At 65.2% G+C, this 25,915-nt stretch carries 22 protein-coding genes; 12 read left to right on the top strand and 10 right to left on the bottom strand.

Going from position 1 to position 25,915, the window contains the following annotated elements:
* Positions 1 to 90 precede the first annotated feature (90 nt).
* Entirely contained in the window at positions 91 to 1,290 is a 1,200-nt protein-coding gene (gene sucC / locus J7S20_RS11280; protein WP_284054327.1) for an ADP-forming succinate--CoA ligase subunit beta, read from the bottom strand.
* 176 nt (positions 1,291 to 1,466) lie between these two features.
* On the opposite strand from sucC, the gene J7S20_RS11285 reads away from it, so the two are divergent.
* Positions 1,467 to 1,997, top strand: a complete 531-nt coding sequence (locus J7S20_RS11285) for a sterol desaturase family protein (protein WP_284054328.1) — start codon at positions 1,467 to 1,469, stop codon at positions 1,995 to 1,997.
* Between the two features lie 15 nt (positions 1,998 to 2,012).
* Here J7S20_RS11285 and J7S20_RS11290 read toward each other — a convergent pair whose 3' ends face one another.
* Positions 2,013 to 2,438: a CoA-binding protein gene (locus J7S20_RS11290; RefSeq protein WP_284054329.1), complete on the bottom strand. Its 426-nt coding sequence runs from the start codon at positions 2,436 to 2,438 to the stop codon at positions 2,013 to 2,015.
* A 3-nt stretch (positions 2,439 to 2,441) separates the two neighbouring features.
* Positions 2,442 to 3,407: an Mrp/NBP35 family ATP-binding protein gene (locus J7S20_RS11295; protein ID WP_284054330.1), complete on the bottom strand. Its 966-nt coding sequence runs from the start codon at positions 3,405 to 3,407 to the stop codon at positions 2,442 to 2,444.
* A 70-nt stretch (positions 3,408 to 3,477) separates the two neighbouring features.
* On the opposite strand from J7S20_RS11295, the gene hflK reads away from it, so the two are divergent.
* The 4 genes from hflK to J7S20_RS11315 all read left to right on the top strand — a co-directional run bounded on the left by hflK (position 3,478) and on the right by J7S20_RS11315 (position 8,753).
* Complete coding sequence (hflK, locus tag J7S20_RS11300; RefSeq protein ID WP_430980938.1) at positions 3,478 to 4,590, top strand: FtsH protease activity modulator HflK; 1,113 nt, start codon at positions 3,478 to 3,480, stop codon at positions 4,588 to 4,590.
* Entirely contained in the window at positions 4,587 to 5,450 is an 864-nt protein-coding gene (hflC, locus tag J7S20_RS11305; RefSeq protein WP_284054332.1) for a protease modulator HflC, read from the top strand. The genes hflK and hflC overlap by 4 nt, the downstream gene beginning before the upstream one ends.
* Positions 5,451 to 5,535: 85 nt before the next feature.
* A complete protein-coding gene (locus tag J7S20_RS11310; RefSeq protein WP_284054333.1) occupies positions 5,536 to 7,059 on the top strand; it encodes a Do family serine endopeptidase in 1,524 nt (507 codons plus the stop codon).
* A gap of 89 nt (positions 7,060 to 7,148) precedes the next feature.
* On the top strand, positions 7,149 to 8,753 hold the full coding sequence (locus J7S20_RS11315) for a helicase HerA-like domain-containing protein (RefSeq protein ID WP_284054334.1): 1,605 nt from the start codon (positions 7,149 to 7,151) through the stop codon (positions 8,751 to 8,753).
* A 34-nt stretch (positions 8,754 to 8,787) separates the two neighbouring features.
* Here J7S20_RS11315 and dinB read toward each other — a convergent pair whose 3' ends face one another.
* The gene (gene dinB, locus J7S20_RS11320) at positions 8,788 to 9,882 is read right to left on the bottom strand and encodes a DNA polymerase IV (protein ID WP_284054335.1); all 1,095 of its coding nucleotides are present in this window, start codon (positions 9,880 to 9,882) and stop codon (positions 8,788 to 8,790) included.
* A gap of 243 nt (positions 9,883 to 10,125) precedes the next feature.
* Here dinB and J7S20_RS11325 point away from each other — a divergent pair, with 243 nt between their 5' ends.
* The gene (locus J7S20_RS11325) at positions 10,126 to 12,096 is read left to right on the top strand and encodes an OPT family oligopeptide transporter (RefSeq protein WP_284054336.1); all 1,971 of its coding nucleotides are present in this window, start codon (positions 10,126 to 10,128) and stop codon (positions 12,094 to 12,096) included.
* Here the strand turns inward: J7S20_RS11325 and J7S20_RS11330 are convergent.
* The 3 genes from J7S20_RS11330 to queF form a co-directional block, all read right to left on the bottom strand.
* Entirely contained in the window at positions 12,083 to 13,363 is a 1,281-nt protein-coding gene (locus J7S20_RS11330; protein WP_284054337.1) for a glycoside hydrolase family 130 protein, read from the bottom strand. The genes J7S20_RS11325 and J7S20_RS11330 overlap by 14 nt on opposite strands.
* 37 nt (positions 13,364 to 13,400) lie before the next feature.
* Positions 13,401 to 15,674, bottom strand: a complete 2,274-nt coding sequence (locus J7S20_RS11335; RefSeq protein ID WP_284054338.1) for a glycosyltransferase family 4 protein — start codon at positions 15,672 to 15,674, stop codon at positions 13,401 to 13,403.
* A 134-nt stretch (positions 15,675 to 15,808) separates the two neighbouring features.
* Complete coding sequence (queF, locus tag J7S20_RS11340; RefSeq protein WP_284054339.1) at positions 15,809 to 16,255, bottom strand: preQ(1) synthase; 447 nt, start codon at positions 16,253 to 16,255, stop codon at positions 15,809 to 15,811.
* A gap of 39 nt (positions 16,256 to 16,294) precedes the next feature.
* On the opposite strand from queF, the gene J7S20_RS11345 reads away from it, so the two are divergent.
* From J7S20_RS11345 to J7S20_RS11360, 4 genes are read left to right on the top strand one after another with little or no spacing between them, the layout of a single operon-like run.
* Entirely contained in the window at positions 16,295 to 17,836 is a 1,542-nt protein-coding gene (locus tag J7S20_RS11345) for a cryptochrome/photolyase family protein (protein ID WP_284054340.1), read from the top strand.
* 31 nt (positions 17,837 to 17,867) lie between these two features.
* Entirely contained in the window at positions 17,868 to 18,707 is an 840-nt protein-coding gene (gene sseA, locus J7S20_RS11350) for a 3-mercaptopyruvate sulfurtransferase (protein ID WP_284054341.1), read from the top strand.
* Entirely contained in the window at positions 18,662 to 19,900 is a 1,239-nt protein-coding gene (gene metC / locus J7S20_RS11355) for a cystathionine beta-lyase (RefSeq protein WP_284054342.1), read from the top strand. The genes sseA and metC overlap by 46 nt, the downstream gene beginning before the upstream one ends.
* Entirely contained in the window at positions 19,897 to 21,174 is a 1,278-nt protein-coding gene (locus tag J7S20_RS11360) for a mechanosensitive ion channel family protein (RefSeq protein WP_284054343.1), read from the top strand. Before metC ends, J7S20_RS11360 begins: the two co-directional genes overlap by 4 nt.
* 7 nt (positions 21,175 to 21,181) lie before the next feature.
* Here the strand turns inward: J7S20_RS11360 and J7S20_RS11365 are convergent, their stop codons facing one another.
* The 3 genes from J7S20_RS11365 to J7S20_RS11375 are packed head-to-tail and all read right to left on the bottom strand — an operon-like array spanning position 21,182 to position 23,150.
* Complete coding sequence (locus J7S20_RS11365; protein WP_284054344.1) at positions 21,182 to 21,751, bottom strand: septal ring lytic transglycosylase RlpA family protein; 570 nt, start codon at positions 21,749 to 21,751, stop codon at positions 21,182 to 21,184.
* On the bottom strand, positions 21,751 to 22,533 hold the full coding sequence (locus tag J7S20_RS11370) for an alpha/beta fold hydrolase (RefSeq protein ID WP_284054345.1): 783 nt from the start codon (positions 22,531 to 22,533) through the stop codon (positions 21,751 to 21,753). Before J7S20_RS11370 ends, J7S20_RS11365 begins: the two co-directional genes overlap by 1 nt.
* Entirely contained in the window at positions 22,530 to 23,150 is a 621-nt protein-coding gene (locus J7S20_RS11375; protein WP_284054346.1) for a TetR/AcrR family transcriptional regulator, read from the bottom strand. The genes J7S20_RS11370 and J7S20_RS11375 overlap by 4 nt, the downstream gene beginning before the upstream one ends.
* A 123-nt stretch (positions 23,151 to 23,273) precedes the next feature.
* On the opposite strand from J7S20_RS11375, the gene J7S20_RS11380 reads away from it, so the two are divergent.
* On the top strand, positions 23,274 to 24,830 hold the full coding sequence (locus J7S20_RS11380) for an acyl-CoA synthetase (protein ID WP_284054591.1): 1,557 nt from the start codon (positions 23,274 to 23,276) through the stop codon (positions 24,828 to 24,830).
* Positions 24,827 to 25,915, top strand: coding sequence for an acyl-CoA dehydrogenase family protein (locus J7S20_RS11385; protein WP_284054347.1), 1,089 nt, complete (start codon positions 24,827 to 24,829; stop codon positions 25,913 to 25,915). The genes J7S20_RS11380 and J7S20_RS11385 overlap by 4 nt, the downstream gene beginning before the upstream one ends.

A 25,915-nucleotide genomic window follows, 5' to 3' on the forward strand; every position in this document is an offset into this window, starting at 1 on the left:
GTCGGACCTATTGCACATCCCAACGAAAACGGGGCCGCGACGTATCCGTCCCGGCCCCGCAAATCGCCAAAGGCTGTCGCGCGGGCGGCGTCAGGCCGCCTGCTTGACCTCACCGACAATCTTGCGGGCCGCGTCGCCCAGATCGTCGGCCGACACGATCGGCAGGCCCGAATTTTCGAGGATTTCCTTGCCCTTGTCGACATTGGTCCCTTCGAGGCGGACGACCAGCGGAACCGAAAGGTTCACTTCCTTCGCCGCCGCGACGATGCCCTCGGCAATGATGTCGCAGCGCATGATCCCGCCGAAGATGTTGACGAGGATGCCCTTCACTGCCGGGTCGCTCAGGATGATTTTGAACGCCGCGGTGACCTTTTCCTTGTTCGCGCCGCCGCCGACGTCGAGGAAGTTGGCCGGGAACATGCCGTTCAGCTTGATGATGTCCATCGTCGCCATGGCGAGGCCGGCGCCGTTGACCATGCAGCCGATATCGCCGTCGAGCTTGATGTAGGCGAGGTCGTGCTTCGACGCCTCGAGCTCCATCGGGTCCTCTTCGGTCTCGTCGCGCAGTTCGGCGAGGTCCTTGTGGCGGAACATCGCGTTCGAGTCGAAACCGACCTTGGCGTCGAGTACCATCAGCTTGTCGTCCTCGGTGACGGCGAGCGGGTTGATCTCGATCTGGCTGGCGTCGGTGCCGAGGAACGCCTCGTACAGCTTGGCCGCGGTCTTCTGCGCCTGCTTGGCGAGATCGCCGCTCAGGCCCAGCGCCGCTGCGACGGCACGGCCGTGATGCGGCATGAAGCCCGTCGCCGGGTCGATGTCCATCGTGTGGATCTTTTCGGGGCTGTTGTGCGCAACATCCTCGATGTCCATGCCGCCCTCGGTCGATGCCACCATCGCGACACGGCCGGTTGCGCGGTCGACGAGCACCGCGAGATAGAATTCCTTGGCGATGTCGACACCGTCGGTGACGTACAGGCGGTTGACCTGCTTGCCGGCCTCGCCCGTCTGGACCGTGACGAGCGTGTTGCCGAGCATGTCCTTGGCCGCTGCCCGGACCTCTTCCTCGGTCTTGGCGAGGCGGACGCCGCCCTTGGCGTCGGGGCCGAGTTCCTTGAACTTGCCCTTGCCGCGACCGCCGGCATGAATCTGTGCCTTCACGACATAAAGCGGCCCGGGAAGCTTTTTCGACGCTTCCACGGCTTCGTCCACGCTCATCGCCGCATAGCCTGCTGGGACGGGGACGCCGAATTTCGCGAGCAGTTCCTTTGCCTGATATTCGTGAATGTTCATGGGCGGGCCTAGCCTTTCGGAGTCGGGAAATTGTGCGGTGCGCTAAAGCACAGCTGCGCGCGCGAATCCACCCCAAAGCCTATGCACAGCGAATGCGAAGCACTTGCAATAATATCGCTGATCCGGCGGTCGCGATGGCGCTTCGCCTTTGCCCGGCAACACACTATATAGGCGATATGCCGATATGGGCCGCGATCCTGCTGTTTGTCGCCACCGTGCTTTTCATGGAAGGCTTTGCCTATGTCATGCACCGCTGGGTGATGCATGGGCCGGGCTGGTTCCTACACAAGAGCCATCACCGGGCGCGGGTCGGCAATTGGGAATTGAATGACCTGTACGCCGTGATCTTCGCCGTGCCCTCGATCATCCTGCTGCTGGGCGGCGTCCAGCTTGGCTGGTGGCCGGGCGCGACGTGGATCGGCGCGGGCGTCGCGGCATATGGCGCGATCTATTTCGGCTTTCACGACGTCATCGTCCACAAGCGCGTCGGTCACCGCTACATGCCGCGCTCCGCCTATATGAAGCGCATCATCCAGGCGCACCGGCTGCATCATGCGGTCGAAACCAAGCACGGCACGGTCAGTTTCGGGTTCCTTTGGGCGCCCAGGCCCGAAGCGCTGAAGGCCGAACTCCACCGGCGCGGCAATCGCGGCGTTCGCGCGGCAAGGGGGGCGGACGCAAAGGCTAAGGACCGCGAGGTCGCGTAACGCCGCTGCGGTCGCCTATCCGACCTTGCCGACGCCGAGCCGGGGAATCTCGATCTTGGGACAGCGGTCCATCACGACCTTCAGCCCTGCCGCCTCGGCCCGCTCGGCGGCAGCCACGTTGATGACGCCGAGCTGCATCCATACCGCCTTCGCCCCGGCGGCGATCGCCTGATCGACCACTTCGCCGGCGGCATCCGAGTTGCGGAAGATATCGACCATGTCGACCTTTTCGATCTGCGACAGGTCGCGAAACACGAACTCGCCGTGAATATGTTCGCCGGTGATCTGCGGGTTGACCGGGATCACGCGATATCCCTGCCCTTGAAGGAACTTCATCACGCCGTTCGATGCGCGCTCGGGGCGGTCGGATGCGCCGACCATTGCGATCACCCGCGTGTCTTCGAGCAGCGCCTTGATATCCTCGTCGCGAGTCAGCGGCATTGGTCAGTCTCCCTGCGATTCGATCCAGTCGGAAAGTGCGTCCGCTATGCGGTGGAACGCCGCGGCCTGTTCGCCGTTCCCCGCGGCCGGCGGCGTACCGGCGTCGGATTGCTCGCGAATGGCGATGTCGAGCGGCACGCGACCTAGCAGCGGCACGCCGATATCCTTCGCAGCCGCCTCCGCACCGCCCCGGCCGAACGGATCGGACACCGCGCCGCATTCGGGGCATGCATAACCCGCCATATTCTCCACGATGCCGATGATCGGCACGCCCGTCTTTTCGAACAGGTTCACCGCGCGCCGCGCATCGATCAGCGCAAGGTCCTGCGGCGTCGAGACGATCACGGCGCCCGCCGGCTTGTGCTTCTGCACCATGGTCAGCTGCACATCGCCGGTGCCGGGGGGAAGGTCGAGGATCAGCGTGTCGGCATCGCCCCAGTCGGCATCGACAAGCTGGCCGAGCGCGCTGGTCGCCATCGGCCCGCGCCACGCAAGCGCCTGATCCGCGCTGACGAGCTGTCCCATCGACAGCATCCGCACGCCATAAGGCGTGTCGACGGGTATCAGCGTCTTCTCGCGCGCTTCGGGCTTAGCTGCCTCGGACCCCATCAGCTTGGGCTGAGACGGCCCGTAAATATCGGCATCGACCAGCCCGACCTTGCGCCCCTTCGCCGCCAGGGCAACGGCAAGATTCGCCGAAACCGTCGACTTGCCGACGCCGCCCTTGCCGCTGGCGACTGCAATCAGGCGGCGTTGGCGCCGGCTGGCGGTCTGCGCGATTCGCACATCCTCCACCCCTGCGGCCGCCAGCGCTGCTGAGCGGACATCGGCTTCCAGTGCGTCGCGCGCCTGCGGAGCGAGCCCGGTAACGTCGAGGATGATGTCGGCGCGCGCGCCGTTGATCCGCGCGGTTGCGCGGCCTGCGGCGACGGGGGCGAGGGCGGTCTGGAGGTCGGTGATTTCGGTCATGGACACGCAGATAGGGCTGCAATCGTGTCTTGCCACTGTAAATCGGCGCGCACGTTCTTATAAAGGCCCCATGGGAATATTCACCGGGTGGTTTGCGCGCGCCGGCGCGCTGATGAACGAAGGCAAGGGGCCCTGGGGCAGCGGCGGCGGCAATGGCGGCTCCGATGGCGACGGGGGGCCGCGCAATCCGTGGCAATATCCGCCGCAGGGAAAACGCGGCCGGGGCAATGTCTCTTCGCTCGACGAATTTCTGAAGCGTGCGCGCGGCAGCGGTGGCGGCGGTGGGGGCTTTGGCGGCCCCGGCGGCTTCCAGGCGCCCGGCGGGCCGCGCCTGTGGCTGATCGGCGCCGGGGTGATCGTGCTTTTGTGGCTGCTGCTCACGAGTTTCCACTCGATCGGCCCGCAGCAAAAGGGCGTCGTCACCTTTTTTGGCCGCTATTCGGGGACGCTGAACCCGGGCATCCAGTTCACGCTGCCCGCGCCGATCAATTCGGTGAGCAAGGTCGACGTGCAGAAGATCCGCACCGAAAATTTCCCTGAGGGCAACACGCCCAACCTGATGCTGACCGGCGACCAGAATATCGTCGATCTCAGCTATCAGGTATTGTGGAAGGTCAGCAGCCCGCAGGATTATCTGTTCCAGATCGCCAATCCGCAGGAAACAGTGCGTGCCGTGGCCGAGAGCGCGATGCGCGAGATCGTCGCCGAAGTGACGCTCGACGAAGCGATCGGCGCCGGCCGTTCGGCGATTGCCGAGCGCGTCCAGCAGCGCATGCAGCAGCTTCTCAACAGCTATAATGCCGGCGTTACGGTACAGGATGTCGCGATCAAGAATTCCAGCCCGCCGGCGCAGGTCGACGACGCCTTCAAGGCGGTGACCGCGGCGCAACAGGAGGCGCAGGCCAATCTCAACCAGGCGCGCGCCTATGCCCAGCAGGTGCTGGCGAGCGCGCAGGGTGAGGCTGCCGAATTCGACAAGATCTACGAACAGTATCGCCTGGCGCCCGAAGTGACCAAGCGACGGCTTTATTATGAAACGATGGAAAAGGTGCTCGCCAATACTGACAAGACGATCGTCGAGCCTGACAATGTCACCCCCTATCTGCCGATCCCGCAGGCCGCGAAGCGCGCCGGGGAGCCGCAGGTGACGAGCAACGGATCGAAAGGGGGGCAGGGCCAATGAACAGGTCATTGTGGCGCAACCCGATGGTGCTGGCGATCGTCGCGCTGGTGATCGTGATTATCGGTGCGAGCAGCTTCGCGATCATTCCCGAAACGCAGCAGGCGGTGATCCTGCGGTTCCAGAAGCCGGTGGCGACGGTCAATCGCTATCAGCCGAACCGGCCGTTCGGGCGGACGGGTGCGGGCATCATCTTCCGCCTGCCGTTCGCCGAACATATCGTCCGCGTCGACAAGCGCGTGCTTGATCTCGAACTCGACAACCAACCCGTGCTCTCGACCGACCAGCTTCGGCTGGAGGTCGATGCCTTTGCCCGCTTCCGCGTCGTCGATCCGCTGCGCATGGTGGTGACTGCTGGTACCGAGGAGGCGGTTGCCAATGCGCTGAAGCCGATCCTCGGTTCTGCACTGCGCAACGAACTCGGCAAGCGCGAATTTGCTGCGCTGCTCAGCCCGGAGCGCGGGCAGGTGATGGACAATATCCAGATCGGCCTGAACAATGTCGCGCGGCAATATGGCGTGCAGATCGTCGATGTGCGCATCAAGCATGCCGACCTGCCCGACGGCAGCCCGCTGGAAAGCGCGCTGAAGCGCATGGCGACCGCTCGCCAGCAGGAAGCGCTGACGATTCGCGCACAGGGGTTGAAACAGGCGCAGATCATCCGCGCCGACGCCGATGCCCAGGCTGCGAAGATCTATGCGCAGGCGTTCGGCAAGGATGCACAATTCTATGATTTCTGGCGCGCGATGCAGTCCTATCGCCACACCTTCGGCGTGGACGGGACGACGCCCAACGGCAGCACGTCGATCATCATGTCGCCGAACAACGGATATCTGAAGGAATTCGAACGCCCGGGTCGCTGACGATCCGTTCATATTCAATCGCCGTTCAGCCGCTATGCGGCAGAAGGCGGGCCATTCGGCCCGAATGAAGAGAGGAAGACCATCCGTGCGTTACGCATACGCCATTACCACCGCCCTGCTTCTCGGCGGCGCCGCCGCCACGATGACACTGCAACAGCCCGCCGGCGCCCAGACCGCGCAAAACGACAAGAGCGTGATTTCCTCTGCCGTTCCGCAGGCGGGCGCACCGGGCAGCTTTGCCGATATGGTCGAGAAGCTGCAGCCGGCGGTGGTCAATATTTCGACCACACAAAAGGTGAAGGTCAGCGCCAATCCGTTTGCCGGCACGCCGTTCGGCCAGATGTTCGGCAATCCCGGCGGGGGCGGCGATTCGGTGACGCGAGAGGCTGAGTCGCTCGGCTCCGGCTTCCTGATTTCGCCCGACGGCTATATCGTCACGAACAATCACGTCATTGCCGCCGGCAGCAAGAATGCGGTCGTTCAGTCGATCCAGGTCAAGCTGACCAACGGCAAGGAATACAAGGCAAAGCTGATCGGCAACGACGCCGCGTCCGACCTCGCGGTGCTGAAGATCGACGGCAACAATCTGCCGTTCGTGAAATTCGGCAATTCCGACACGGCGCGCGTCGGTGACTGGGTGCTCGCCATCGGCCAGCCCTTCGGCATCGGTTCGACGGTGACGGCGGGCATCATCTCGGCGGTGCACCGGGTGACCGGCTCCGGCGCGTACGATCGCTTCATCCAGACCGATGCCGCGATCAACAAGGGCAATTCGGGCGGCCCGATGTTCGACATGCACGGCAATGTCATCGGCATCAATTCGCAGATCCTGTCGCCGTCGGGTGGCAATGTCGGCATCGGCTTCGCGATTCCCGCGACCGAGGCGAAGCCGATCATCGACACGCTGATGAAGGGCGATTCGGTGAAGCGCGGCTATCTGGGCGTCGGCATCCAGCCGATGACCGACGACATGGCCGACGCGCTGGGTCTCCCGCGCAATCGCGGCGAACTGATCGCGTCGGTGCAGGACGGCGGTGCCGCGGCGCAGGCCGGCATCAAGCAGGGCGACGTGATCGTGAAGGTCGACGGGCAGGACGTGACCCCCGATCAGACGCTCAGCTACCTCGTCGCCAACGTCCGGCCCGGCCAGACTGTGCCGATCGAACTGATCCGCGACGGCAAGCGCATGACGGTTCGCGCGACGCTGAAGCAGCGCCCGCCCGAGGATGAGCTGCAGGCGTTCAACAGCGACGACAGCCAGAATGCGATGCCCGACCAGCCCGGTCAGGACGAAGCCAATCCGGCATCGTCGATCGGTGTTGCGGTACAGCCGTTGACGCCGCAGATCGCGCGGCAGATCGGTGCGCCGGCCGATATCAAGGGTCTCGTCATCCTCGGCACCGATCCGTCGAGCGATGCAGCGCAGAAGGGCTTGAGCCGCGGTGACGTCATCGTCTCCGCCAATCGTCAGCCGGTATCGAGTGCGGCCGAACTCGGTCAGGCGATCGAGCGCGCCAAGAAGGCGGGCCGCAACCAGTTGCTGCTGCTCGTCTATTTCCAGCGCTTCCACCAGACGCGCTACATGCCCGTCGCCATCGGCGAGGAGTAACGCCGGCGGCAGGGCTATCATGCCCTGCTGACCAATGGCCGATCACACGCTATCGCTCTCGTCACCCTTGGTGGCGGGAGCGATTTGCTATGGGCGATATGGCGAGCATGTTTATCGGGACGGCGGGAAATGAGCGGCAGGAACTGGTGCTCAAGCGCGCCAATCGCCACGGCCTGATCGCGGGCGCGACCGGCACCGGCAAGACGGTGACGTTGCAGGGCATGGCCGAAAGCTTTTCGCGAGCGGGCGTCCCGGTGTTCTGTGCCGATGTGAAAGGCGACCTGTCCGGTCTTGCAATGGCTGGGTCGCCCGCCGCGAAGACGCATGAACCGTTCGCGCGGCGCGCCGCGGAGATCGGCTATGCCGATTGGGCCTATGGCGAAAGCCCGGTCCAGTTCTGGGATCTGTTCGGCGAGCAGGGCCATCCGGTTCGCGCGACGATATCCGAAATGGGGCCGTTGCTGCTGTCGCGGCTGATGGACCTCAACGACACGCAGGAAGGCGTGCTGACGATCGCGTTCCACGTCGCCGACGAACAGGGCATGCTCCTGCTCGATCTCGACGATCTGCAGTCCATGCTCGGCTGGTGCGCCGAAAATGCCGCCGACCTGTCGGCAAGATACGGCAATGTTTCGAAGGCGAGTGTCGGCGCGATCCAGCGGTCGTTGCTGCAATTGCGCAGCCAGGGGGCCGAGCATTTCTTCGGCGAACCCGCGCTCGACATCCATGACATGATCGCGACCGACGATCGCGGTCGCGGGATCGTCAACGTACTCGCCGCCGACAAGCTGATGGCCTCACCCCGGCTCTATGGGACTTTCCTGCTGTGGATGCTGTCGGAAATGTTCGAGACGCTTCCCGAGGTCGGCGATCCCGACAAGCCAGTGCTGGTCTTCTTCTTCGACGAGGCGCATCTGCTGTTCGACGATGCGCCCAAGGCGCTGACCGAAAAGATCGAACAGGTCGTGCGGTTGATCCGGTCGAAGGGCGTCGGCGTCTATTTCGTCACGCAGAACCCGGTCGATGTGCCCGACGAGGTGTCGGGGCAGCTCGGCAACCGCGTTCAACATGCGCTGCGTGCCTATACCCCGAAGGAGCAGAAGGCGATCCGCGCCGCCGCCGAAACCTTCCGCGCCAATCCGGGCGTCGATGTCGAAACCGCGATTACCGAATTGAAGGTCGGCGAGGCGCTGGTCTCGCTGCTTCAGTCCGACGGCGCGCCGTCGCCGGTCGCGCGCACGCTCATCAAGCCGCCGCGCTCGCGCGTTGGCCCGGTGACCCCGGTCGAGCGTGGTGTGCTTGTCCAGACCGACGCGATCGGTGCCAAATACGATCAGGTCGTCGACCGCGAGTCGGCCGAGGAACTGCTCGCGGCCAAGGCCAGGGAAGCCGTCGCCGCGGCTGCTGCGGAGAAAGCCGAAGCCGATGCCACAAAGGCGGCAGCGGAAAAGGCGAAGGAGGAGGCGCGCGCCGCCAAGGAAGCCGAGCGCGCGCGGATTGCCGCCGACCGCGAAGAGCGCAATTCGCCCTGGGGGCAGGTAAAGCGCTCAGCGACGCGGTCGGCATCGTCGGCGATCGGCAGGTCGGTCGCCAACGAGGTCGCGAAACAGATTTTCGGCTCGTCGCGCGGCGTTGGCGCGAATGCGGTACGCGGTATCGTTCGCGGCGTGCTCGGCGGGCTGTTCCGGGGATAGGGTTCAATCGGCATCCCGCCCTTCTGACGAAGGCTCAGAGCGGCAGGCTCGGCTGTACCGCGTCCTCCTCACCGCCCTCGTCTTCGCGCTGGATCTTCGACAGCGTCAGGCCGAGCAGCCGAATGCCCTTCTCGGTCGGCAGAAATTCCTCGAGCATCTGCTTTCCAGCCTCGAGAAATTCGTCGCGGCCGGCGACCTCGCGGGAAAAGGTCTGCGCGCGCGTCAATGTGGTGAAATCGGCGAGGCGTACCTTCAGCGTGACCGTGCGGCCTTTTGCCTCGCTGCGGGCGACGCGCTCCCACGCCGCGTCCGCTACCCGGCCCAGCGCGTCATGGAGTGCCGTGCGGTCGCGGAGATCGTCGCCGAAGGTCCGCTCTGCGCCGACCGATTTTCGCGGGCGGTCGACGCGCACCGGGCGGTGATCCTCACCGCGCGCGGCGCCGTAGAGATAGTCCGCGCTCGACCGGAAATGCGCCTGCAGGAAGGAAAGCGGCTTGGCGGCGAGATCGGCGCCGCTGTGGATGCCGAGCCGTTCCATCTTCGCCGCAGTGACGGGTCCGACGCCGTGAAAGCGCCTGATCGGCAGGCTGGCGACGAAGCTCGCGCCTTTTGCCGGCGGGATGACGCACAATCCATCGGGCTTGTTCTGATCGGATGCCAGCTTGGCGATGAATTTGTTGTAGGACACGCCTGCCGATGCGGTTAGCTGCGTCTCTTCCTTGATACGCGCACGGATCGCCTCGGCGATCGCTTTGGCGGAGCCGAGGCCGTGGCGGTCGACGGTGACGTCGAGATAGGCCTCGTCGAGCGACAGCGGTTCGATCAGGTCGGTATAGTCGGCAAAGATCGCGCGGATCTGCTGCGACACCTGACGGTACACGTCGAAGCGCGATTTGACGAAAATCAGGTCGGGGCAACGCCGCGCCGCCGTTACCGAGGGCATTGCCGATTTCACCCCGAACTTGCGTGCTTCATAGCTTGCGGCCGCGACGACGCCGCGCCGCGAGCTGCCACCCACCGCGACCGGCTTGCCGCGAAGGTCGGGATTGTCGCGCTGTTCGACGCTCGCGAAGAACGCATCCATATCGACATGGATGATCTTGCGGACAGGGGGCGCATCATCGGCCATAACGTGCCCCTTATGTTCCATATTTGACGCCCCGGCACCAGCGCTGCTTCCCATAGATTACGCGCATGCGGAGCCTGTCGAAGCATCGGCCGAGCGACGGCCGGTACGGACGCTTCGACAAGATCAGGGTAGGCGCAGCAGCCCTGCGCGCCCGAAAAAGCGCTGTCGTGGCGCCGCGCTTTCATGCCATGACGTCGCGGCGCACCCGGCAGAGGTGCCGGGACATGACAAGGGGCCGCACCGATGACCGATACCGCCGCAACACGGGCCGCCGAACGGCCGGCGCTCGAACTGACGCTGCGAGGTATTCTGCTCGGCGGGATCATCACGCTGCTGTTCACCGCGGCGAACGTCTATCTGGGGCTGAAGGTCGGACTGACCTTTGCGACGTCGATTCCCGCTGCCGTCATCTCGATGGCGATCCTGCGCGGGTTCAAGGACTCGACGATCTACGAGAACAATATCGTCCAGACGGTCGCGTCGGCGGCGGGAACGCTCGCCGCGATCATCTTCGTGCTGCCCGGCCTCGTCATGATCGGCTGGTGGCAGGGCTTTCCCTATTGGACGACCGCGGCGATCACCGGCACCGGGGGCATCCTGGGTGTGCTGTTCTCGGTGCCGCTGCGCCGCGCACTCGTCGTCGATACCGAGCTTCCCTATCCTGAGGGCAAGGCGGCGGCCGAAGTGCTCAAGGTCGGCTCCGAATCGCGCGAGGGTGCGGCCGAAAGCGCCAAGGGCTTGTCGGTGCTGTTGTGGAACGCGATCGCCAGCGCGGGGTACGCGATCCTGACGCAAACGCGGCTGGTCGCGGGCGAGGCGGCAACATGGTTTCGCGTCGGCGGCGGCGCGACGGGCGGCGGTTTCACCCTGTCGTTCGCGCTGCTCGGCGTCGGGCATCTGGTCGGCATATCGGTGGGGCTGGCGATGTTCGTCGGCGTGATCGTCAGCTCGGGAATCCTGCTGCCGATGCTCACTGCACAGCACCCGCTTCCCGGCGGACCCGAAGCATGGGCGGGGCAGATTTTCGGCGATGACATCCGCTTCTTCGGCGCGGGCGTGATCGGCGTTGCGGCGATCTGGACGTTGCTCCGTATCGCCGGGCCGGTCATCGGCGGCATCCGATCGGCCATGGTGGCGAGCCGCGCGCGGCATGCTGGCGAAGCGCTCGCGGTCGAGGAGCGCGATATGCCCATCGCCGCAGTCGGGCTGGGATCGATCGTCATGCTCGTTGCCATCGCCTTGCTGCTGTATGAGGTGATCGGATCGGGGCCGCTCGCCGGGTCGGAAGTATCGCTGATCGCAGGCGCGGTCGTCTTCGTCGCGGTGATCGGGCTGCTGATCGCCGCGGTCACCGGCTATATGGCCGGGCTGATCGGGGCGTCGAACTCGCCGGTGTCGGGCATCGGTATTCTGTCGGTCGTGGCGGCGGCGCTGATGCTGGTCGGGTTGTTCGGCCGCGACCAGGCGCCCGACACGGTCGCCGCGCTCGTCGCCTATGCACTGATCGTCACCGGCGTCGTCTTCGGTGTCGCGACGATTTCGAACGACAATCTGCAGGACCTCAAGACCGGTCAGCTCGTCGGTGCGACGCCGTGGAAGCAGCAGGTGGCGCTGGTGATCGGCGTGGTGTTCGGCTCGCTCATCATCCCGCCGGTGCTCGATCTGCTCAACAGCGCTTTCGGGTTCGCCGGTGCGCCGGGCGCAGGTCCCAACGCGCTTCCGGCGCCGCAGGCCGCGCTCATATCGGCGCTGGCCAAGGGTGTGCTGGGCGGTGACCTCAACTGGGCGATGATCGCCTGGGGCGCTGTCGCGGGCGTGATCTTCGTGATCCTCGACGAAGTCCTCGGCATGATGGGGCGGATGCGGCTTCCCCCGCTGGCGGTGGGCATCGGCGTCTATCTGCCGATGAGCCTGATCGTGCCCGTTTCGGTCGGCGCGCTGATCGGCTGGTTCTATGACCGCTGGGCGGCAGGGCGCGCCGACCCCGAATTTGCCGAACGGATGGGCGTGCTGACCGCGACCGGAATGATCGTCGGTGAAAGCCTGTGGGGCGTGGTGTTCGCCGGGATCGTGGCGGGTTCGGGCACCGACAGCCCATTGGCGCTGGTCGGCGGCGGATTCGAAGGGCCGGCGCTCGCTATCGGCATGATATTGTTCTTCGCGCTGCTGACCTTCCTCTATCGTCGCACGCGGCGACTCGTCACATCATCCTGAGCAGCGCATCGATCCGCGCGAATGCGAAGGCGATCGAACTGTCGGCGATGCCGTAAGGAATGAAGATGCTGCCGCCGTGGCGCAGCGCGCCGCAGCTATAGACGACATTGGGGACATAGCCTTCGCGGTCCTGATCCTTCGCGGCGAGGATCGGCCGGTTGGTGCGCCCCAGAACCTTTGACGGATCGTCCTTGTCGAGCAGCACCGCGCCGATCGAATATTTGCGCATCGCGCCGACGCCGTGGGTGAGCAGCAGCCAGCCCTCGTCGAGCTCGATCGGCGGACCGCAATTGCCGATCTGGACGAATTCCCACGGATATCTGGGCTCGAGCAGCTTGGTGCCCTCGTCCCAGTGCGTCAGCGAATCGGATTTGATGAGGAACAGATTCTCGCCGTCCTGCCGCCCGATCATCATGTAATGGTCGCCGATGCGGCGCGGGAACAGCGCCATGCCCTTGTTGCGCGCCGCGCTGCCGGTCATCGGGACAAGGTCGAAGGCGCGGAAGTCGCGCGTGCGCATCATCTCCGACTGGATCACCGAGCCGTTATAGGCGGTATAGGTGCCCAGCCACTCGATCGACCCGTCGCGGTGCGTGAACTGCACGAGGCGCAGATCCTCCAGCCCGTTCGACTGCGCCTTGGTGATGGGAAAGATGACCGTGCCCGACAGCGTCGAATCGCGGTGCCGGTGCACCGTGACGGGGCCTTCGGGCGCCTGAAGCTCTTCCTCGGCTGCGTCCGCCGCGGTCGCGAAGGGCGGCTCGGGCGCCAGGCGAAGCTGGTTCTTCGCGGTGATGATCCCCTCACGAAACGCAACCGACGAGATATGCCCTTCGCCGACCGCCCGCATCGACAGGATGACGCGCGTGCACCCTTCCGCCATGCCGGTCTGGTCGAAATGCGGCACCGCGCTGGGGTTCATCAGAGCAGCGGCGGCATAGCTGTATTCGTGACAGAAATAGGCGCCGATCAGCTGGCGCTTCTCATCGCTGATCGCGGCGCCGTCGAGCTTCAGCTGCGCCTCGATCTCGTCATAGCGGGTCATGAAGACGCGGCGTGTCTGCCAGTGGCGCGCCTCGAAATCCTTCAGCACGGCGTCGAGTTGCGCGCGCGCATCTTGCGGCGACAGGTCGAGCACCTCGCGTACCAGCCGTTCGCTGCGACTCTGCGCGCCGCCGTTCGATTGCCAGCCGATATGGAACGGCCGCACCACGACGCGCGATGGGTCGGCGTGAAGCCGCAGCGAATGGGTAACGATATCGTCCATGCTCGCGCCCCGGAACTCCCCTTTGCCGTAGCCGGGATCAGGCGACGGCGCGGTCGCGATTCTTCACGCTTTCGCCCGCTTTGGAAAGAGCCGAAATCGAGCATGAGGCGAGTTGCAGCGCCAAGATCGATTCAGCCCCCTGGTTGCGATTCAGCCCCGTCGGCATCAGCCCGTCATAGCACCCGCCGTCGCGCGGCGTGGCGAGCGGCAGGTCGAGGTCGTTAATCCCGATATACCAGCCATAGGCCTTTTTCGCCTCGGCGACCCAGCGTCGCTCGTTGGTCGCTTCGAACGCCGCGGCGCACGCGTCGATCGTCGCCTGCGCCTCCAGCGGTTGCTGGTCGAAGGGCAGCGGATCGGCATATTCGCGACCGAAACTGTCGGTGCCGATTGCGCGGAACCGGCCTTCGGGGCTCGTCTGGCGCGCGATGATCCAGTCGAGCGTTTCCAGGCCCGTGCGCAGGAAGTCGTCACGCCCGAGCGCCAGCCCGCCGCGAATCAGCGCCTCGGGCAGCCGCGCATTGTCATAGGCGAGGACGATTTCGAACCATTGCCATTCGGGTCGCCGCGCCGCGTCGAGCAGATGGGTAAGCTGGTCGCCCCATTGGTTCAGCAGGTCGCTTGCCAGTGCATGACCGGGTTGGGCGCCGAGCACCGCCGCTGCGCCCAGCATTGCAAATGCGGCGGCGCGCGGGCTGCCGAAATCGCGCGCGATGCCCGCGGTCGTGTCGAACAGATTGATCGCCCAGTCGCGGTATTTGGGAAATTTCGCTTCGGCCGCGGTGACGCCAAGCGCCCAGACCGCGCGACCGTTCGAATCCTCCGACCCTTCATCCTCGCACCAGCTACGGTCGAAATTCATGAAGTTGCGGAAGCGCCGCGTGTCGGGATTCCACGCATGCTGCAGAAACGCGGCATAGATGCTGGTCCAGCGTTCGCGCGTCGCGTCGTCGCAGTCGGGAATGCGGTCGATCAGGATCAGCGCGCGGGCATTGTCGTCGATGCAATAGCCATGGTGCCTGTCGGGTACCGCAAAGATCGAATGCTGGAGCATGCCCGTGGCATCGCTCATCCGCTCGACGGCGCTCAGGTCGGGCGGCAATACGACGAAGCGCGGTTCGACGCGGCGGATACGCGGCGGACGGTCCGCAATCGCGTCTTCGATCACGTTACGTCCCGCCTCGGCGAGCCGCGACCAGAGCATCGTCCGGCCGCGCTGATAGACGCGCTGCGACAGCGCCTCGCGCGCCGCATCGTCGCCGAGCAGCCGGTTGATGGCCCGGGCAAAACCGGCGCTGTCGTTGAAATCGACCAGAACGCCGTGATCGTCGGCCAGTATTTCGGTGGCATGGATATAAGGCGTCGATACCACCGCCTTGCCGACCCCCACCGCGTAGGAAAGCGTGCCCGACGTGATCTGCGCCGGGTTGCCATAGGGTGTGGCATAGACGTCCGCAGCCTGCAGATAATCGAGCAGGTCGTCGAGTTCGACGAAGGCGTCGACGAACCGGATATTGTCGGCCAGCCCGCGTTCGGCGGCGAGCGCCTGCAGACGTTCGCGATAGGCTTCGCCTTCGTGCGCGACGAGATTGGGATGCGTCGCCCCGAGCACGACATAGAGCGCGTCGGGATGCGCCGCGACGATCGCGGGCATCGCTTCGATCATCGTTTCGATGCCCTTGTTCGGCGCGAGCAGGCCGAAGGTCAGGATCACCTTGCGGCCCTGCCAGCCGAAGCGCGGTTTCAGGCTGTCGGGAGATACCAGCGGGCGATCGGGAACGCCGTGCGGGATCATCGCGATCCGGCGCGTATCGGCGCTATAGACGCGCTGCAGGATATCGCGCCCCTTTTCCGCCATCACGATAACGCGCGCCGCGCGCTGGAGCAGCGCTTCCATCACGCGGCGTTCGTCGGCGCTCGGCTCTTCGAGGACGGTGTGGAGCGTGACGACCACCGGCACCGTCAGCCGGTCGAGGAGCGCGATCAGGAACTCGCCGGCCGCGCCGCCGAAAATGCCGTATTCATGCTGCACCCAGACCGCCTGCGCCCCGCTCGCGGTGATTTCGGCGGCGGCGCGGATATAGGCGTCGCGGTCCCGCTCGGGAATCGCGTCGGTCACCGCGTCGGGATAGTCGTAACGGCCGGGATGATCGTCCATCGCATAGACATCGACCCGCATGTCCGGGAAGCGGTCGCGCAGTGCCTGATAGGTGTCGGTCGTATAGGTCGCAATACCGCATTTGCGCGGCAGGAAATTGCCGATCAGCGCAATGTGATCGATTCGCGACGTCCCTTCCGACCGCTGCGCCATTCCGTTCCTTTCGCGAATGCAACAAAGCACGGCGACTCGCCACGCAGGTTGCTGAAACCGCTCACAAAGATATTGGTTTCAGTTTTGTTGCAGTGCAACGAAAAGATTCGCGGCGATTGCAGCGATTTATGCGGTCAGCCGCGGCCGCGATATCCGGGAACATCCTGATCGGGTAGCCAAAGCCCTTCGGGCGGCGCGCCCGATTGCCAGAAGACGTCGATCGGAATTCCGCCGCGCGGATACCAGTATCCGCCGATCCTCAGCCAGTGCGGGGCCATTTCGTCGAACAAACGCTGCCCGATGCCGACGGTGCAATCCTCGTGAAACGCCGCATGGTTGCGGAAACTGCCGAGGAACAGCTTGAGCGATTTCGATTCGACGATGCTTTCGCGCGGCGCGTAATCGATGACGAGGTGCGCGAAATCGGGCTGGCCGGTCACCGGGCATAGCGAGGTGAATTCGGGTGCGGTGAAGCGCACCAGATAGGGCTTTCCGGGCCGCGGATTGGGAACATAGTCGAGCTCCGCTTCGTCTGGCGTAGCGGGAAGCGGGCTTGTCTGGCCGAGATGCTTGGGGGTCATGCGTCGGGATGTAGGCACGCAAGGAGCGAATTGGAACGCATGACGACACTCATCCCGATTTTGGGCGACCAGCTTTGCCTCGACATCTCGTCGCTCGAGGATGCCGACCCGGACGACAGCATCATCCTGATGATGGAGGTCGCCGAGGAAACGACCTATGTCCGCCACCACAAGAAGAAGGTCGCCTTCATCCTCTCGGCGATGCGCCACCATGCCGAGCGGCTGCGTGGGCGCGGCTGGACGGTCGATTATGTGACGCTCGACGACGAGGACAATCAGCGAAGCTTCACTGCGGAGGTCGCGCGCGGCGTCGAGCGGCACCGCCCCGACCGGATCGTTGTGACCGAGGCGGGCGAATGGCGCGTCGCGGCGATGCTCGACAGCTGGGCCGACCGGTTCGACGCGGACGTCGAAATCCGCGCCGATACGCGGTTCCTGTGCAGCCACGGCGAATTCGATGACTGGGCCGAAGGCCGCAAGCAGCTGCGCATGGAATTTTTCTACCGTGAGATGCGCCGCAAGACCGGGCTGTTGATGGACGGCGGCAAACCGGAGGGCGGCAAGTGGAATTACGACAGCGAGAACCGCAAGCCCGCCCAGACGGATCTTCTGACGCCCAAACGGATCAGCTTCCGCCCCGACGACATCACGAACGACGTGCTCGATCTGGTCGCAGAGCGTTTTGCCGATCATCCCGGTACGCTCGACGGGTTCGACTTTGCGGTCACGCATGAGGAAGCGCTCCGCGCGCAGCGGCGTTTCCTCGACGAAGCCTTGGCGAGATTCGGCGATTATCAGGACGCGATGCTCACCGACGAACCGGTGCTGTGGCACGCGCACCTGTCGGCCTATATCAATGCCGGGCTGCTCGACCCGCTCGACCTTTGCCGCAAGGTCGAGGCGAAGTACCGCGACGGCGACGTGCCGCTCAACGCCGCCGAGGGCTTTATCCGCCAGATCATCGGCTGGCGCGAATATGTGCGCGGAATCTATTGGCGTGAGGGGCCGGACTACGCGACGCGCAATTTCCTTGAGGCGAACCGCGACCTTCCCGGCTTCTACTGGACCGGCGACACCGATATGCACTGTCTGGCGCAGGCGATCGGACAGACGCTCGACAATGCCTATGCCCATCACATCCAGCGGCTGATGGTAACCGGCAACTTTGCATTGCTGATCGGTGCCGACCCGGCGCAGGTGCATCAATGGTATCTGGAAGTCTATGCCGATGCCTATGAATGGGTGGAGCTGCCCAATACGCTGGGCATGAGCCAGTTCGGCGATGGCGGGCTGCTCGCGTCGAAGCCCTATGCGTCATCCGGCAGCTATATCAACAAGATGTCCGATTATTGCGGCTCGTGCCGGTACGATGTGAAGGACCGGACCGGCGAGAATGCCTGTCCGTTCAACGCGCTTTATTGGGACTTTCTGGCGCGCAACCACGACCGGCTGAAGGACAATCGCCGGCTCGCCATGCCTTATCGCAGCTGGGAAAGGATGGCGAAGGAAGACAAGCTCGCCCTGCGCGCCAAGGCCCGCAATTTCCTCGATGATCTCGACGCGGGCACAGGAGCGGCCTAACCTTGGGCACGAGCAGGCAAGGGACCGAGACGTGGACTATCTGGTAACGACCGAATGGCTGGCGGCGGAGCTTGGTGCGGACGACCTTCGCATCCTCGATGCCAGCTATTTCCTGCCCGATCATGGCCGTGACGCGCGAGCCGAATTCGACGCCCGTCATATTCCCGGTGCGCGCTTCCTCGATCTCGCCACGCTGAACGATCATGAAGACCCGCGCCCGTCGATGCTGCCGTCGGAACGCTTCATGGCCGATCGCATGGCGGCGCTGGGCGTGAACGATGGCGACCGGATCGTCGTCTATGACAATTCTCCGCTTAGGAGCGCGGCGCGCGCCTGGTGGATGCTGCGCATTTTCGGTGCGCCGGATGTCGCGATACTCGACGGCGGTTTTGGCAAATGGCTTGCGGAGGATCGTCCGGTCGAGAAAGGAAATGGCGAGGTGGCGCAGGGGTCTTTTGCCGCGCGCCTCGACAGGGGGAGCGTGCGGAGCAGGGACGATATGCTCGCCAATATCGCGACGGGCGCCGAGCAGGTGGTCGATGCGCGGTCGGCGGGCCGTTTTTCGGGTTCCGATCCCGAACCGCGTGCGGATATGGCGTCGGGCCATATTCCCGGGGCGCGAAACCTGCCGTTTGCGGAACTGCTGAACGCCGACGGCACCTGGAAACGCGGCGATGCGTTGCGTCAGGCGTTCGCGGCGCGCGGCATCGACCCGGCGCGGGCGATGGTGACGACCTGCGGTTCGGGGATTACCGCGGCGGTGCCGCTCTTCGCGGCTCATCTTCTGGGCCACGATGCGGCGTTATATGATGGAAGCTGGGCCGAATGGGGCGCGCGCGCCGATACGCCCAAGGAAACGGGGGACAAGTGAGCGGATCGAACGACCGATCGAAGGCCAAGGCGACGCAACTCGTGCTCGCCGGCCGCCGCAAGGAATGGACGCGCGGCATCGTCAGCCCGCCGGTGTGGCGGGCATCGACGGTGCTGTACGACGATGTCGCCTCGATGCGCGCCAATGCCGTGCGTGATACGCACCACCGCCTGTTCTACGGCCGCCGCGGCACGCCGACACAATGGTCGCTTGCCGATGCGCTGACCGAACTCGAACCGGGAGCGGAGGCGACCTTCCTCTATCCCTCCGGCGTTGCCGCGATCGCCGCCGCGCTGCTTTCGGTCCTGTCTCCCGGTGACGAACTGTTGCTGCCCGACAGCGCCTATGAACCGACCACGGCGCTGTCGAACGGTATGCTCAAGCGCTTCGGCATCAAGACGCGGGCATATGACCCGATGGTCGGCGCGGGCATTGCCGACCTGATCGGCGATGATACGCGTGCGATCTTCCTCGAAAGCCCGGGCAGCCTGACGTTCGAGGTGCAGGATGTGCCCGCCATCGTGGCGGTGGCGAAGGAGCGGGGACTCGTTACGCTGCTCGACAATACCTGGGCGACACCGCTGCTGTTTCCGGCGATCGAGATGGGCATCGACATGTCGATCCTCGCCTGCACCAAATATGTCGTCGGCCATTCGGACGTGCTGATGGGGTCGGTGACGACGACGAAGGAGCATTGGCACGCGCTGCGATCGACGAGCTTCCAGCTCGGCCAGACGGTCAGCCCCGACGATGCCTGGCTTGGCTCGCGCGGACTGCGGACAATGGGGGTGCGGCTTAAACAGCATGGCGAAAGCGCGCTCCGCATCGCCGAATGGCTGCGCGACCAGCCCGAGGTTGCGCGCGTGCTCCACCCAGCGCTGCCCGACTGCCCCGGCAGCGAATTTTTCCACCGCGACTTTGCCGGCGCATCGGGCCTGTTCGGCGTGGTGCTGAAGGGCGGAGGTGAAGAGGCGCGCGCGGCGCTTATCGACGGGCTCGACCTGTTCGGTATCGGATTCAGCTGGGGCGGCTTCGAAAGCCTCGCGATACCGGCCGATCCCGAACGTCTGCGCAAGGCCGTCCCGTGGCAGGCGGAGGGGCCGCTTGTCCGCTTGCAGATCGGGCTTGAGGATACCGACGACCTGATTGCCGATCTGGAGGCCGGGCTGGCCCGGTTCCGCGCGGCGGCATGAAGGATCTGGCCACCTGGCTGGCGGTGCGCGGGATAACGCTGCCCAACACGATCGAACTGGTGGAAGCCGGCATCGCCTTCGTGCTGGCGGCGGCGGCGCTTGTCGTCGGGTGGCTTGCCGGCCGGACACTCGGCCCCAGACTGACCGAGTTCTGGGATCGGCGCGTCGGCGGCCATGTCGAGGGGCTGGCCGACCGGATGACCAAGATCGTCCGGCACGGCGTCGCCGCGATCCTGCTCTCGATCCTCGCGTCGCTATGGCCGTGGAACGACCTGTCCTCGATCGGATTCGGCTTTGCCCTCGGGTCGGCGGTCGCACTGCTGGTGGTCGAAATTCTGCGCGGGCTGAACCTGCCGCGCTGGGCGGCATGGACGGTCGCCGCGGTCCTGTTCGTCATCATCCTGTCGAATGCGGTCGGCGGGCTGGACGTCGTCTCGAACGTCCTCGAACGGATCGGCTTTTCTTTCGGCAAACGGCGCTATTCGCTGCTCTCGCTGACCACGATCATGGTCGTCGCCGTCGCGCTGTTCGCGGCGGTGCGCCTCGCCAATCGGGTGATCGGACATTCGATCCAGCAGGCCAGAGGATTCGATCCCGCGCAGAAGCTGCTCGCGCAGAAGCTTGCCGGTATCGCGATCCTCGTCGCGGCGTTCTTCTTCGGCATCGATTTTCTGCAGATCGACCTGACGACCTTTGCGGTCTTCTCCGGCGCGCTGGGCCTTGCCGTCGGTTTCGGTCTGCAAAAGACGGTCGGCAACCTGATCGCGGGCATCATTCTGCTGATGGATCGGTCGATCAAGCCCGGCGATGTCATCGTGGTCGGCGACAGCTTCGGCTGGGTCAACAAGATCGGCGTGCGCGCGGTGTCGGTCATTACGCGCGACGGTAAGGAACATCTGATTCCGAACGAGAATCTGATGACGCAGGAGGTGGAGAACTGGTCCTATTCGGACCGTAACGTCCGCGTCCGCATTCCCGTCGGCGTATCGTACAATTCGGATCTGGCGCTGGCGCAGGAACTGATGCTTCGCGCTGCCAAGGAATCGCCGCGCGTGCTGAAGAGCCCAAAGCCCAATGTCTGGCTCGAAGGGTTCGGCGACAGTTCGGTCGACCACGAAATCCTCGTCTGGATCAACGATCCCGAGGGCGGCGTGGGCAATGTGAAATCGGACGTGCTCAACCGGCTGTGGCGGCTGTTCAAGGAAAACGATGTCGAAATCCCGTTCCCGCAGCGCGACGTTCACGTGAAAAGCTGGGCGCAGCCGGGCGAATAGGCCCAGATCAGACGAGCAACTGCATCCGCACCCGCGCGGTGCCGCTTGCGAGCATTCCGATCCGCCTTGCCGCCGCCGTCGACAGGTCGATGACACGACCGGCGATGAAGGGCCCGCGGTCGTTGATCCGCACGACCACGCTGCGCCCCGTCCGGGTGTTTGTCACACGTACGCGGCTGCCCAGCGGCAGCGTGCGGTGCGCGGCGGTCAGCTTGCGCGGGTCGAAACGCTCTCCGCTAGCGGTCTGTCCGCCCGCGAGGCCCGGTCCGTAATAGCTGGCATGGCCGAAGCCCAGATCGCGACCGAGCTTGCGGATCGCGGCGCGCGCGGTCTGCCAGGGGGTCGGCGTTGCCTGCGGGACGGGTGCGGGCGCCGCGGCGATATTCGGGTCGACACCGGCCTTTCCGGCGCCTAGCCGCACCCATTCGCGCTGTGGCGACGCCAGCCAGACAGCGCCGGCGAGCGCGATCGAGAGCACCAGTACGGCGATCAGCGTGAGGAGCAGCTTGCGCTCCATTTTCAGGCGCACAAAGGCGCGCAGCCGCGCCCGGCGGGTCGGTAGGGCGGTATCGGTCATCAGGCGATTTGGGTCGATACCAGGGGCGAACGGGCCGGGTCCGGAACGGGCGCCGGGCGGGGCGCCGCTTCCGGGCAGTAACAGCGGATGGCGTCATCGATCACGCGCATCACCCTGGCGTCCGACGGATAGCCGAGATGCAGGCAATCGACCTCGATATTGTGGTCGGCAGCCGCTTCTCCGCAAAAGGCATGGGCGAAAGGAACGACCTCGTCGCGCCGCGAATAGAGCGCGACCGTCGGCACGGGCGGCTTGGCGGTGAGCGAACATTCCACCGGCGGCTGATCGACGCGGTGGCCGGCGATCATTTCATAGATGCGCGCAATCGGAAGCTGCCGCAGATCGCCGGCAAGCGGGCTGCCTAGCGTAATCACCGCGCCGACGCGTTCGGGGGCATATTTGGCGTATTCGCGCGCGATGATGCCGCCCAGGCTCCAGCCGATCAGGACGATCGGTGCCTCGTGCTTGCGCTGAAGATAGCGGATTCGCGCATCGATCCGCTCGAGCGTCTGCGCATCGACGCCGCGATTGCGGCCCTGTTTCCAGCGGTGCGTGCGATATCCCATGAAGTTGAGGCCCTGCCGCAGCGGGAGCATCGATGTGTCGCAGGCCATGAAGCCCGGCAGCACCAGACAATGTCCGCCACCTTCGCCGCGCGGCAGCGAATCGAGCGCTACCGGCGAGGGACCGAAAAAGGAGCGGACGAGCAGGCGCGTTTCGTCGGCGACCCGCGAAAGGATCGCGACCTTGCGTTCGATGCCTGCGGAAATCCGCCCTGTCATGCTTGTGTAACGCGGGACGGCCGGCTTGTTTCCGACGACGCTCGGCACAACAGGTCGATCACCGCATCGCGCAACTGGTCGGGGCTGGTGGGATGGGGGTAGTGAACCAGCCCGAGCCCGACCGACAATATGGCATGGCTGCGAAGCCGGGCCTCGCCGACATCGAAGCCTGCATCCTCCAGGCATTGAGCGAGAAATGCCATCACCTTGGCGTCGTGGCTGCGCACCGCCTCTGCCGCATTGGCGTCGCTTTCGGCCCAGGCGCGCATCGCCAGCGCGAGCTGCGAAAGGTTGCGCCGTTCGACATGCACGGCGAGCGCGCGGATACGCGCGACGGGGTCAGCCTCGCGCGCATGCATCGCGGCGAGCAGCGCGTCGATGCGTGGCCCCGAAAAGAAGGATGCGAGCCGCGCCTGATAGGCGTCGAAGTCGCGGAAATGATGATAGAAACTCCCCGTCGATACGCCCAGTTCGAGCGCAAGCGCGCGGAGTTTCAGCGTTTTGAGGCCGCCGCGCCGCAGCAGGCGCAACCCCGCCTCCAGCCAGTCTTCGGGCGCCAGTTCGTCGGCGCGGGGCGCGCGGCTTCGCCGGTGCGGCGCGACAGCTTCGCTTGACATGCGCTTGGCCATAACGAAAGTTACGCCAAAATCACGCGTCGTCAAACAGGCGCGGCAGCGGGAGTGGGTGATGGCGACCAGGGCCAGCAGATACCGGCGCGAATCGGGCGGCCGTCACGCGGCATGACCGACCTGCTCCACCCCATCGCGCATGCGCGCGAGCACCCCGACAAGCCGGCATATATCATGGCGGGTTCGGGCGAGACGGTGACCTATGGCGGGCTCGACGCCCGCGCCAATCAGGGTGCGCATCTGCTGCGTTCGCTGGGGGTGAAGCGCGGCGACGGAGTCGCGCTGATGATGGACAACAGCGCCCGCTATCTCGAGATCGTCTGGGCGATCGAGCGGACCGGTGCCTATTGCACCTGCCTGTCGTCCAAGCTGAGCGTCGCCGAGGCCGAATATATCGTCCGCGACGGCGAATGCCGCGTGCTGATCGCCTCGACGGGCGTCGCCGAATGCGCGACGGCGCTTGCCGAACGGCTGCCCGATTGCCGGCTGCTGATGTGCGACGGCACCGTCGCGGGCTATGACAGCTATGAAGAAGCGCGCGACGCACAGCCCGACACGGCGATCGGCGATGCATCGCCGGGCGGGATCATGCTCTATTCGTCGGGCACGACCGGTCGCCCCAAGGGGGTGAAGCACCCGCTGTCCGACGAACCGCTCGGCCAGAACACCAGTGTCCTCGTGCCGCTGGGGCAGGCGCTCTACGGCTTCACGCCCGACATGGTCTATCTGTCGCCTGCGCCGCTCTATCATGCCGCGCCGCTGCGCTGGTCGATGGCGGTCCAGCAGCTCGGCGGGACGGTTGTCGTGATGGAGCATTTCGATGCCGAAGCGGCGCTCGCCGCGATTGAAAAATACCGCGTCACGCATGCGCAGTGGGTGCCGACCCATTTCATCCGTATGCTCAAGCTGCCCGAGGACGTACGAACGAAATACGATCTTTCCTCGCTCAAATCGGCATGGCACGCCGCTGCGCCGTGTCCGATTCCGGTCAAGCAGGCGATGATCGACTGGTGGGGGCCGATCATCGGCGAATATTATGCCGGAACCGAAGGTAACGGTTTCTGCGCGATTTCCTCGGCCGAATGGCTGACGCATCCGGGATCGGTCGGGCGCAATCTGATCTCGCAGACGAAAATCGTCGGCGACGATGGGGAGGAACTGTCGCCGCGGCAGGAGGGGCTCGTCTATTTCGCCGGCGGCGGGGCGTTCGAATATCACAACGACCCCGAAAAGACCGCCTCGATCACCCACGAACAGGGCTGGACGACGCTGGGCGATGTCGGCTGGCTCGACGAAGAGGGCTATCTCTACCTCACCGACCGCAAGAGCTTCATGATCATTTCGGGCGGGGTGAACATCTATCCGGCCGAGATCGAGAATTTGCTGGTGACGCATGAGAGGGTCGCCGATGTCGCGGTGATCGGGGCGCCGCACGACGAGATGGGCGAGGAAGTCGTCGCCGTCGTCCAGCCGATCGACATGACCGATGCCGGGCCCGAGCTCGCCGCCGAGCTTACCGATTTCTGCCGCGCCAATCTCAGCCATGTGAAGACGCCGCGCCGAATCGATTTCCGGGCCGAGCTGCCGCGCCACGCCACGGGCAAACTCTACAAGCGGCTGCTGCGCGACGAATATCGCGCCGCGCATCGGCGGAGGGAGAACGCGTGAACTTCGATTATTCCGACGAGCAGAAATTCCTGAAGGAAGAGGCGCGCAAGTTCCTCGCCGCGAAATGCGGGGCCGACCGGGTGCGTGCGGTACTTGAGGGCGATCATGCCTATGACGCCGAACTGTGGCGCGAGGTCGCGGCGCAGGGCTGGCTGGGCGCGGCAATCCCCGAAGCGCATGGCGGGCTGGGCCTCGGCCATGTCGAACTGTGCGCCATCGCGGAGGAACTGGGCCGCGCCTGTGCGCCGATCCCGTTCGCCTCGACCGTCTATTTCGTTGCCGAGGCGCTGATGCGGTTCGGATCGGAGGCGCAGCAGGCGAAGTGGTTGCCGAAGATCGCGGCGGGGGAGGTCATCGGCGCGTTCGCCACCTCCGAAGGGCCGGGGCCGGTCGGCGCGGTGAAGACGCGGGTGACTGGCGGGAAACTCACCGGCACCAAGATTCCGGTCACCGACGGCGATGTCGCCGACTTGATCGTCGCGCTTGCCGATGACGGGCTGTATCTGGTCGAACGCGGAGAGGGCGTCGTGGCGGAGGCGCTGTCCACGCTCGATCCGACGCGCAGTGCGGCAAAGCTGACCTTCACCGATGCGCCCGCCGAGCGGCTCGGCGACGAGGGTGGGCACACCGCGATGCAGGCGGTGTTCGACCGCGCGGCGGTGCTGCTCGCCTTCGAACAGCTCGGCGGCGCCGATCGCTGTCTCGAAATGGCGAAGGACTATGCGCTTCAGCGCCACGCCTTCGGCCGGGTGATCGCGGGCTATCAGGCGATCAAGCACAAGCTCGCCGACATATATGTGAAGAACGAGGTGGCGCGATCGAACGCCTATTACGGCGCATGGGCGCTCAATTCGGGCGCGGCGGAGCTTCCGCTGGCGGCAGCGATCGCGCGCGTCGCGGCGTCGGAGGCGTTCTGGTTCGCGGCCAAGGAGAATATCCAGACGCATGGCGGCGTAGGCTTCACCTGGGAATATGATTGCCACCTGTTCTACCGCCGGTCGCGCCAGCTCGCGCTCGTCGCCGGCGCGCCCGCCGAATGGCGCGAGCGGCTGGTCGGGCAGCTCGAAACGCGCAACGCCGCCTGA

This window comes from Stakelama marina (genome assembly GCF_018122655.1).
Taxonomy (GTDB): Bacteria; Pseudomonadota; Alphaproteobacteria; order Sphingomonadales; family Sphingomonadaceae; genus Sphingomonas; species Sphingomonas marina.

Bases quoted from the DNA above. Each gene is read 5' to 3' on its own strand.
- sucC (WP_284054327.1), bottom strand. From the start codon at position 1,290: ATGAACATTCACGAATATCAGGCAAAGGAACTGCTCGCGAAATTCGGC.
- J7S20_RS11285 (WP_284054328.1), top strand. From the start codon at position 1,467: ATGCCGATATGGGCCGCGATCCTGCTGTTTGTCGCCACCGTGCTTTTC.
- J7S20_RS11290 (WP_284054329.1), bottom strand. From the start codon at position 2,438: ATGCCGCTGACTCGCGACGAGGATATCAAGGCGCTGCTCGAAGACACG.
- J7S20_RS11295 (WP_284054330.1), bottom strand. From the start codon at position 3,407: ATGACCGAAATCACCGACCTCCAGACCGCCCTCGCCCCCGTCGCCGCA.
- hflK (WP_430980938.1), top strand. From the start codon at position 3,478: ATGGGAATATTCACCGGGTGGTTTGCGCGCGCCGGCGCGCTGATGAAC.
- hflC (WP_284054332.1), top strand. From the start codon at position 4,587: ATGAACAGGTCATTGTGGCGCAACCCGATGGTGCTGGCGATCGTCGCG.
- J7S20_RS11315 (WP_284054334.1), top strand. From the start codon at position 7,149: ATGGGCGATATGGCGAGCATGTTTATCGGGACGGCGGGAAATGAGCGG.
- dinB (WP_284054335.1), bottom strand. From the start codon at position 9,882: ATGGCCGATGATGCGCCCCCTGTCCGCAAGATCATCCATGTCGATATG.
- J7S20_RS11325 (WP_284054336.1), top strand. From the start codon at position 10,126: ATGACCGATACCGCCGCAACACGGGCCGCCGAACGGCCGGCGCTCGAA.
- J7S20_RS11330 (WP_284054337.1), bottom strand. From the start codon at position 13,363: ATGGACGATATCGTTACCCATTCGCTGCGGCTTCACGCCGACCCATCG.
- J7S20_RS11335 (WP_284054338.1), bottom strand. From the start codon at position 15,674: ATGGCGCAGCGGTCGGAAGGGACGTCGCGAATCGATCACATTGCGCTG.
- queF (WP_284054339.1), bottom strand. From the start codon at position 16,255: ATGACCCCCAAGCATCTCGGCCAGACAAGCCCGCTTCCCGCTACGCCA.
- J7S20_RS11345 (WP_284054340.1), top strand. From the start codon at position 16,295: ATGACGACACTCATCCCGATTTTGGGCGACCAGCTTTGCCTCGACATC.
- metC (WP_284054342.1), top strand. From the start codon at position 18,662: ATGGGGCGCGCGCGCCGATACGCCCAAGGAAACGGGGGACAAGTGAGC.
- J7S20_RS11360 (WP_284054343.1), top strand. From the start codon at position 19,897: ATGAAGGATCTGGCCACCTGGCTGGCGGTGCGCGGGATAACGCTGCCC.
- J7S20_RS11365 (WP_284054344.1), bottom strand. From the start codon at position 21,751: ATGACCGATACCGCCCTACCGACCCGCCGGGCGCGGCTGCGCGCCTTT.
- J7S20_RS11370 (WP_284054345.1), bottom strand. From the start codon at position 22,533: ATGACAGGGCGGATTTCCGCAGGCATCGAACGCAAGGTCGCGATCCTT.
- J7S20_RS11375 (WP_284054346.1), bottom strand. From the start codon at position 23,150: ATGTCAAGCGAAGCTGTCGCGCCGCACCGGCGAAGCCGCGCGCCCCGC.
- J7S20_RS11380 (WP_284054591.1), top strand. From the start codon at position 23,274: ATGACCGACCTGCTCCACCCCATCGCGCATGCGCGCGAGCACCCCGAC.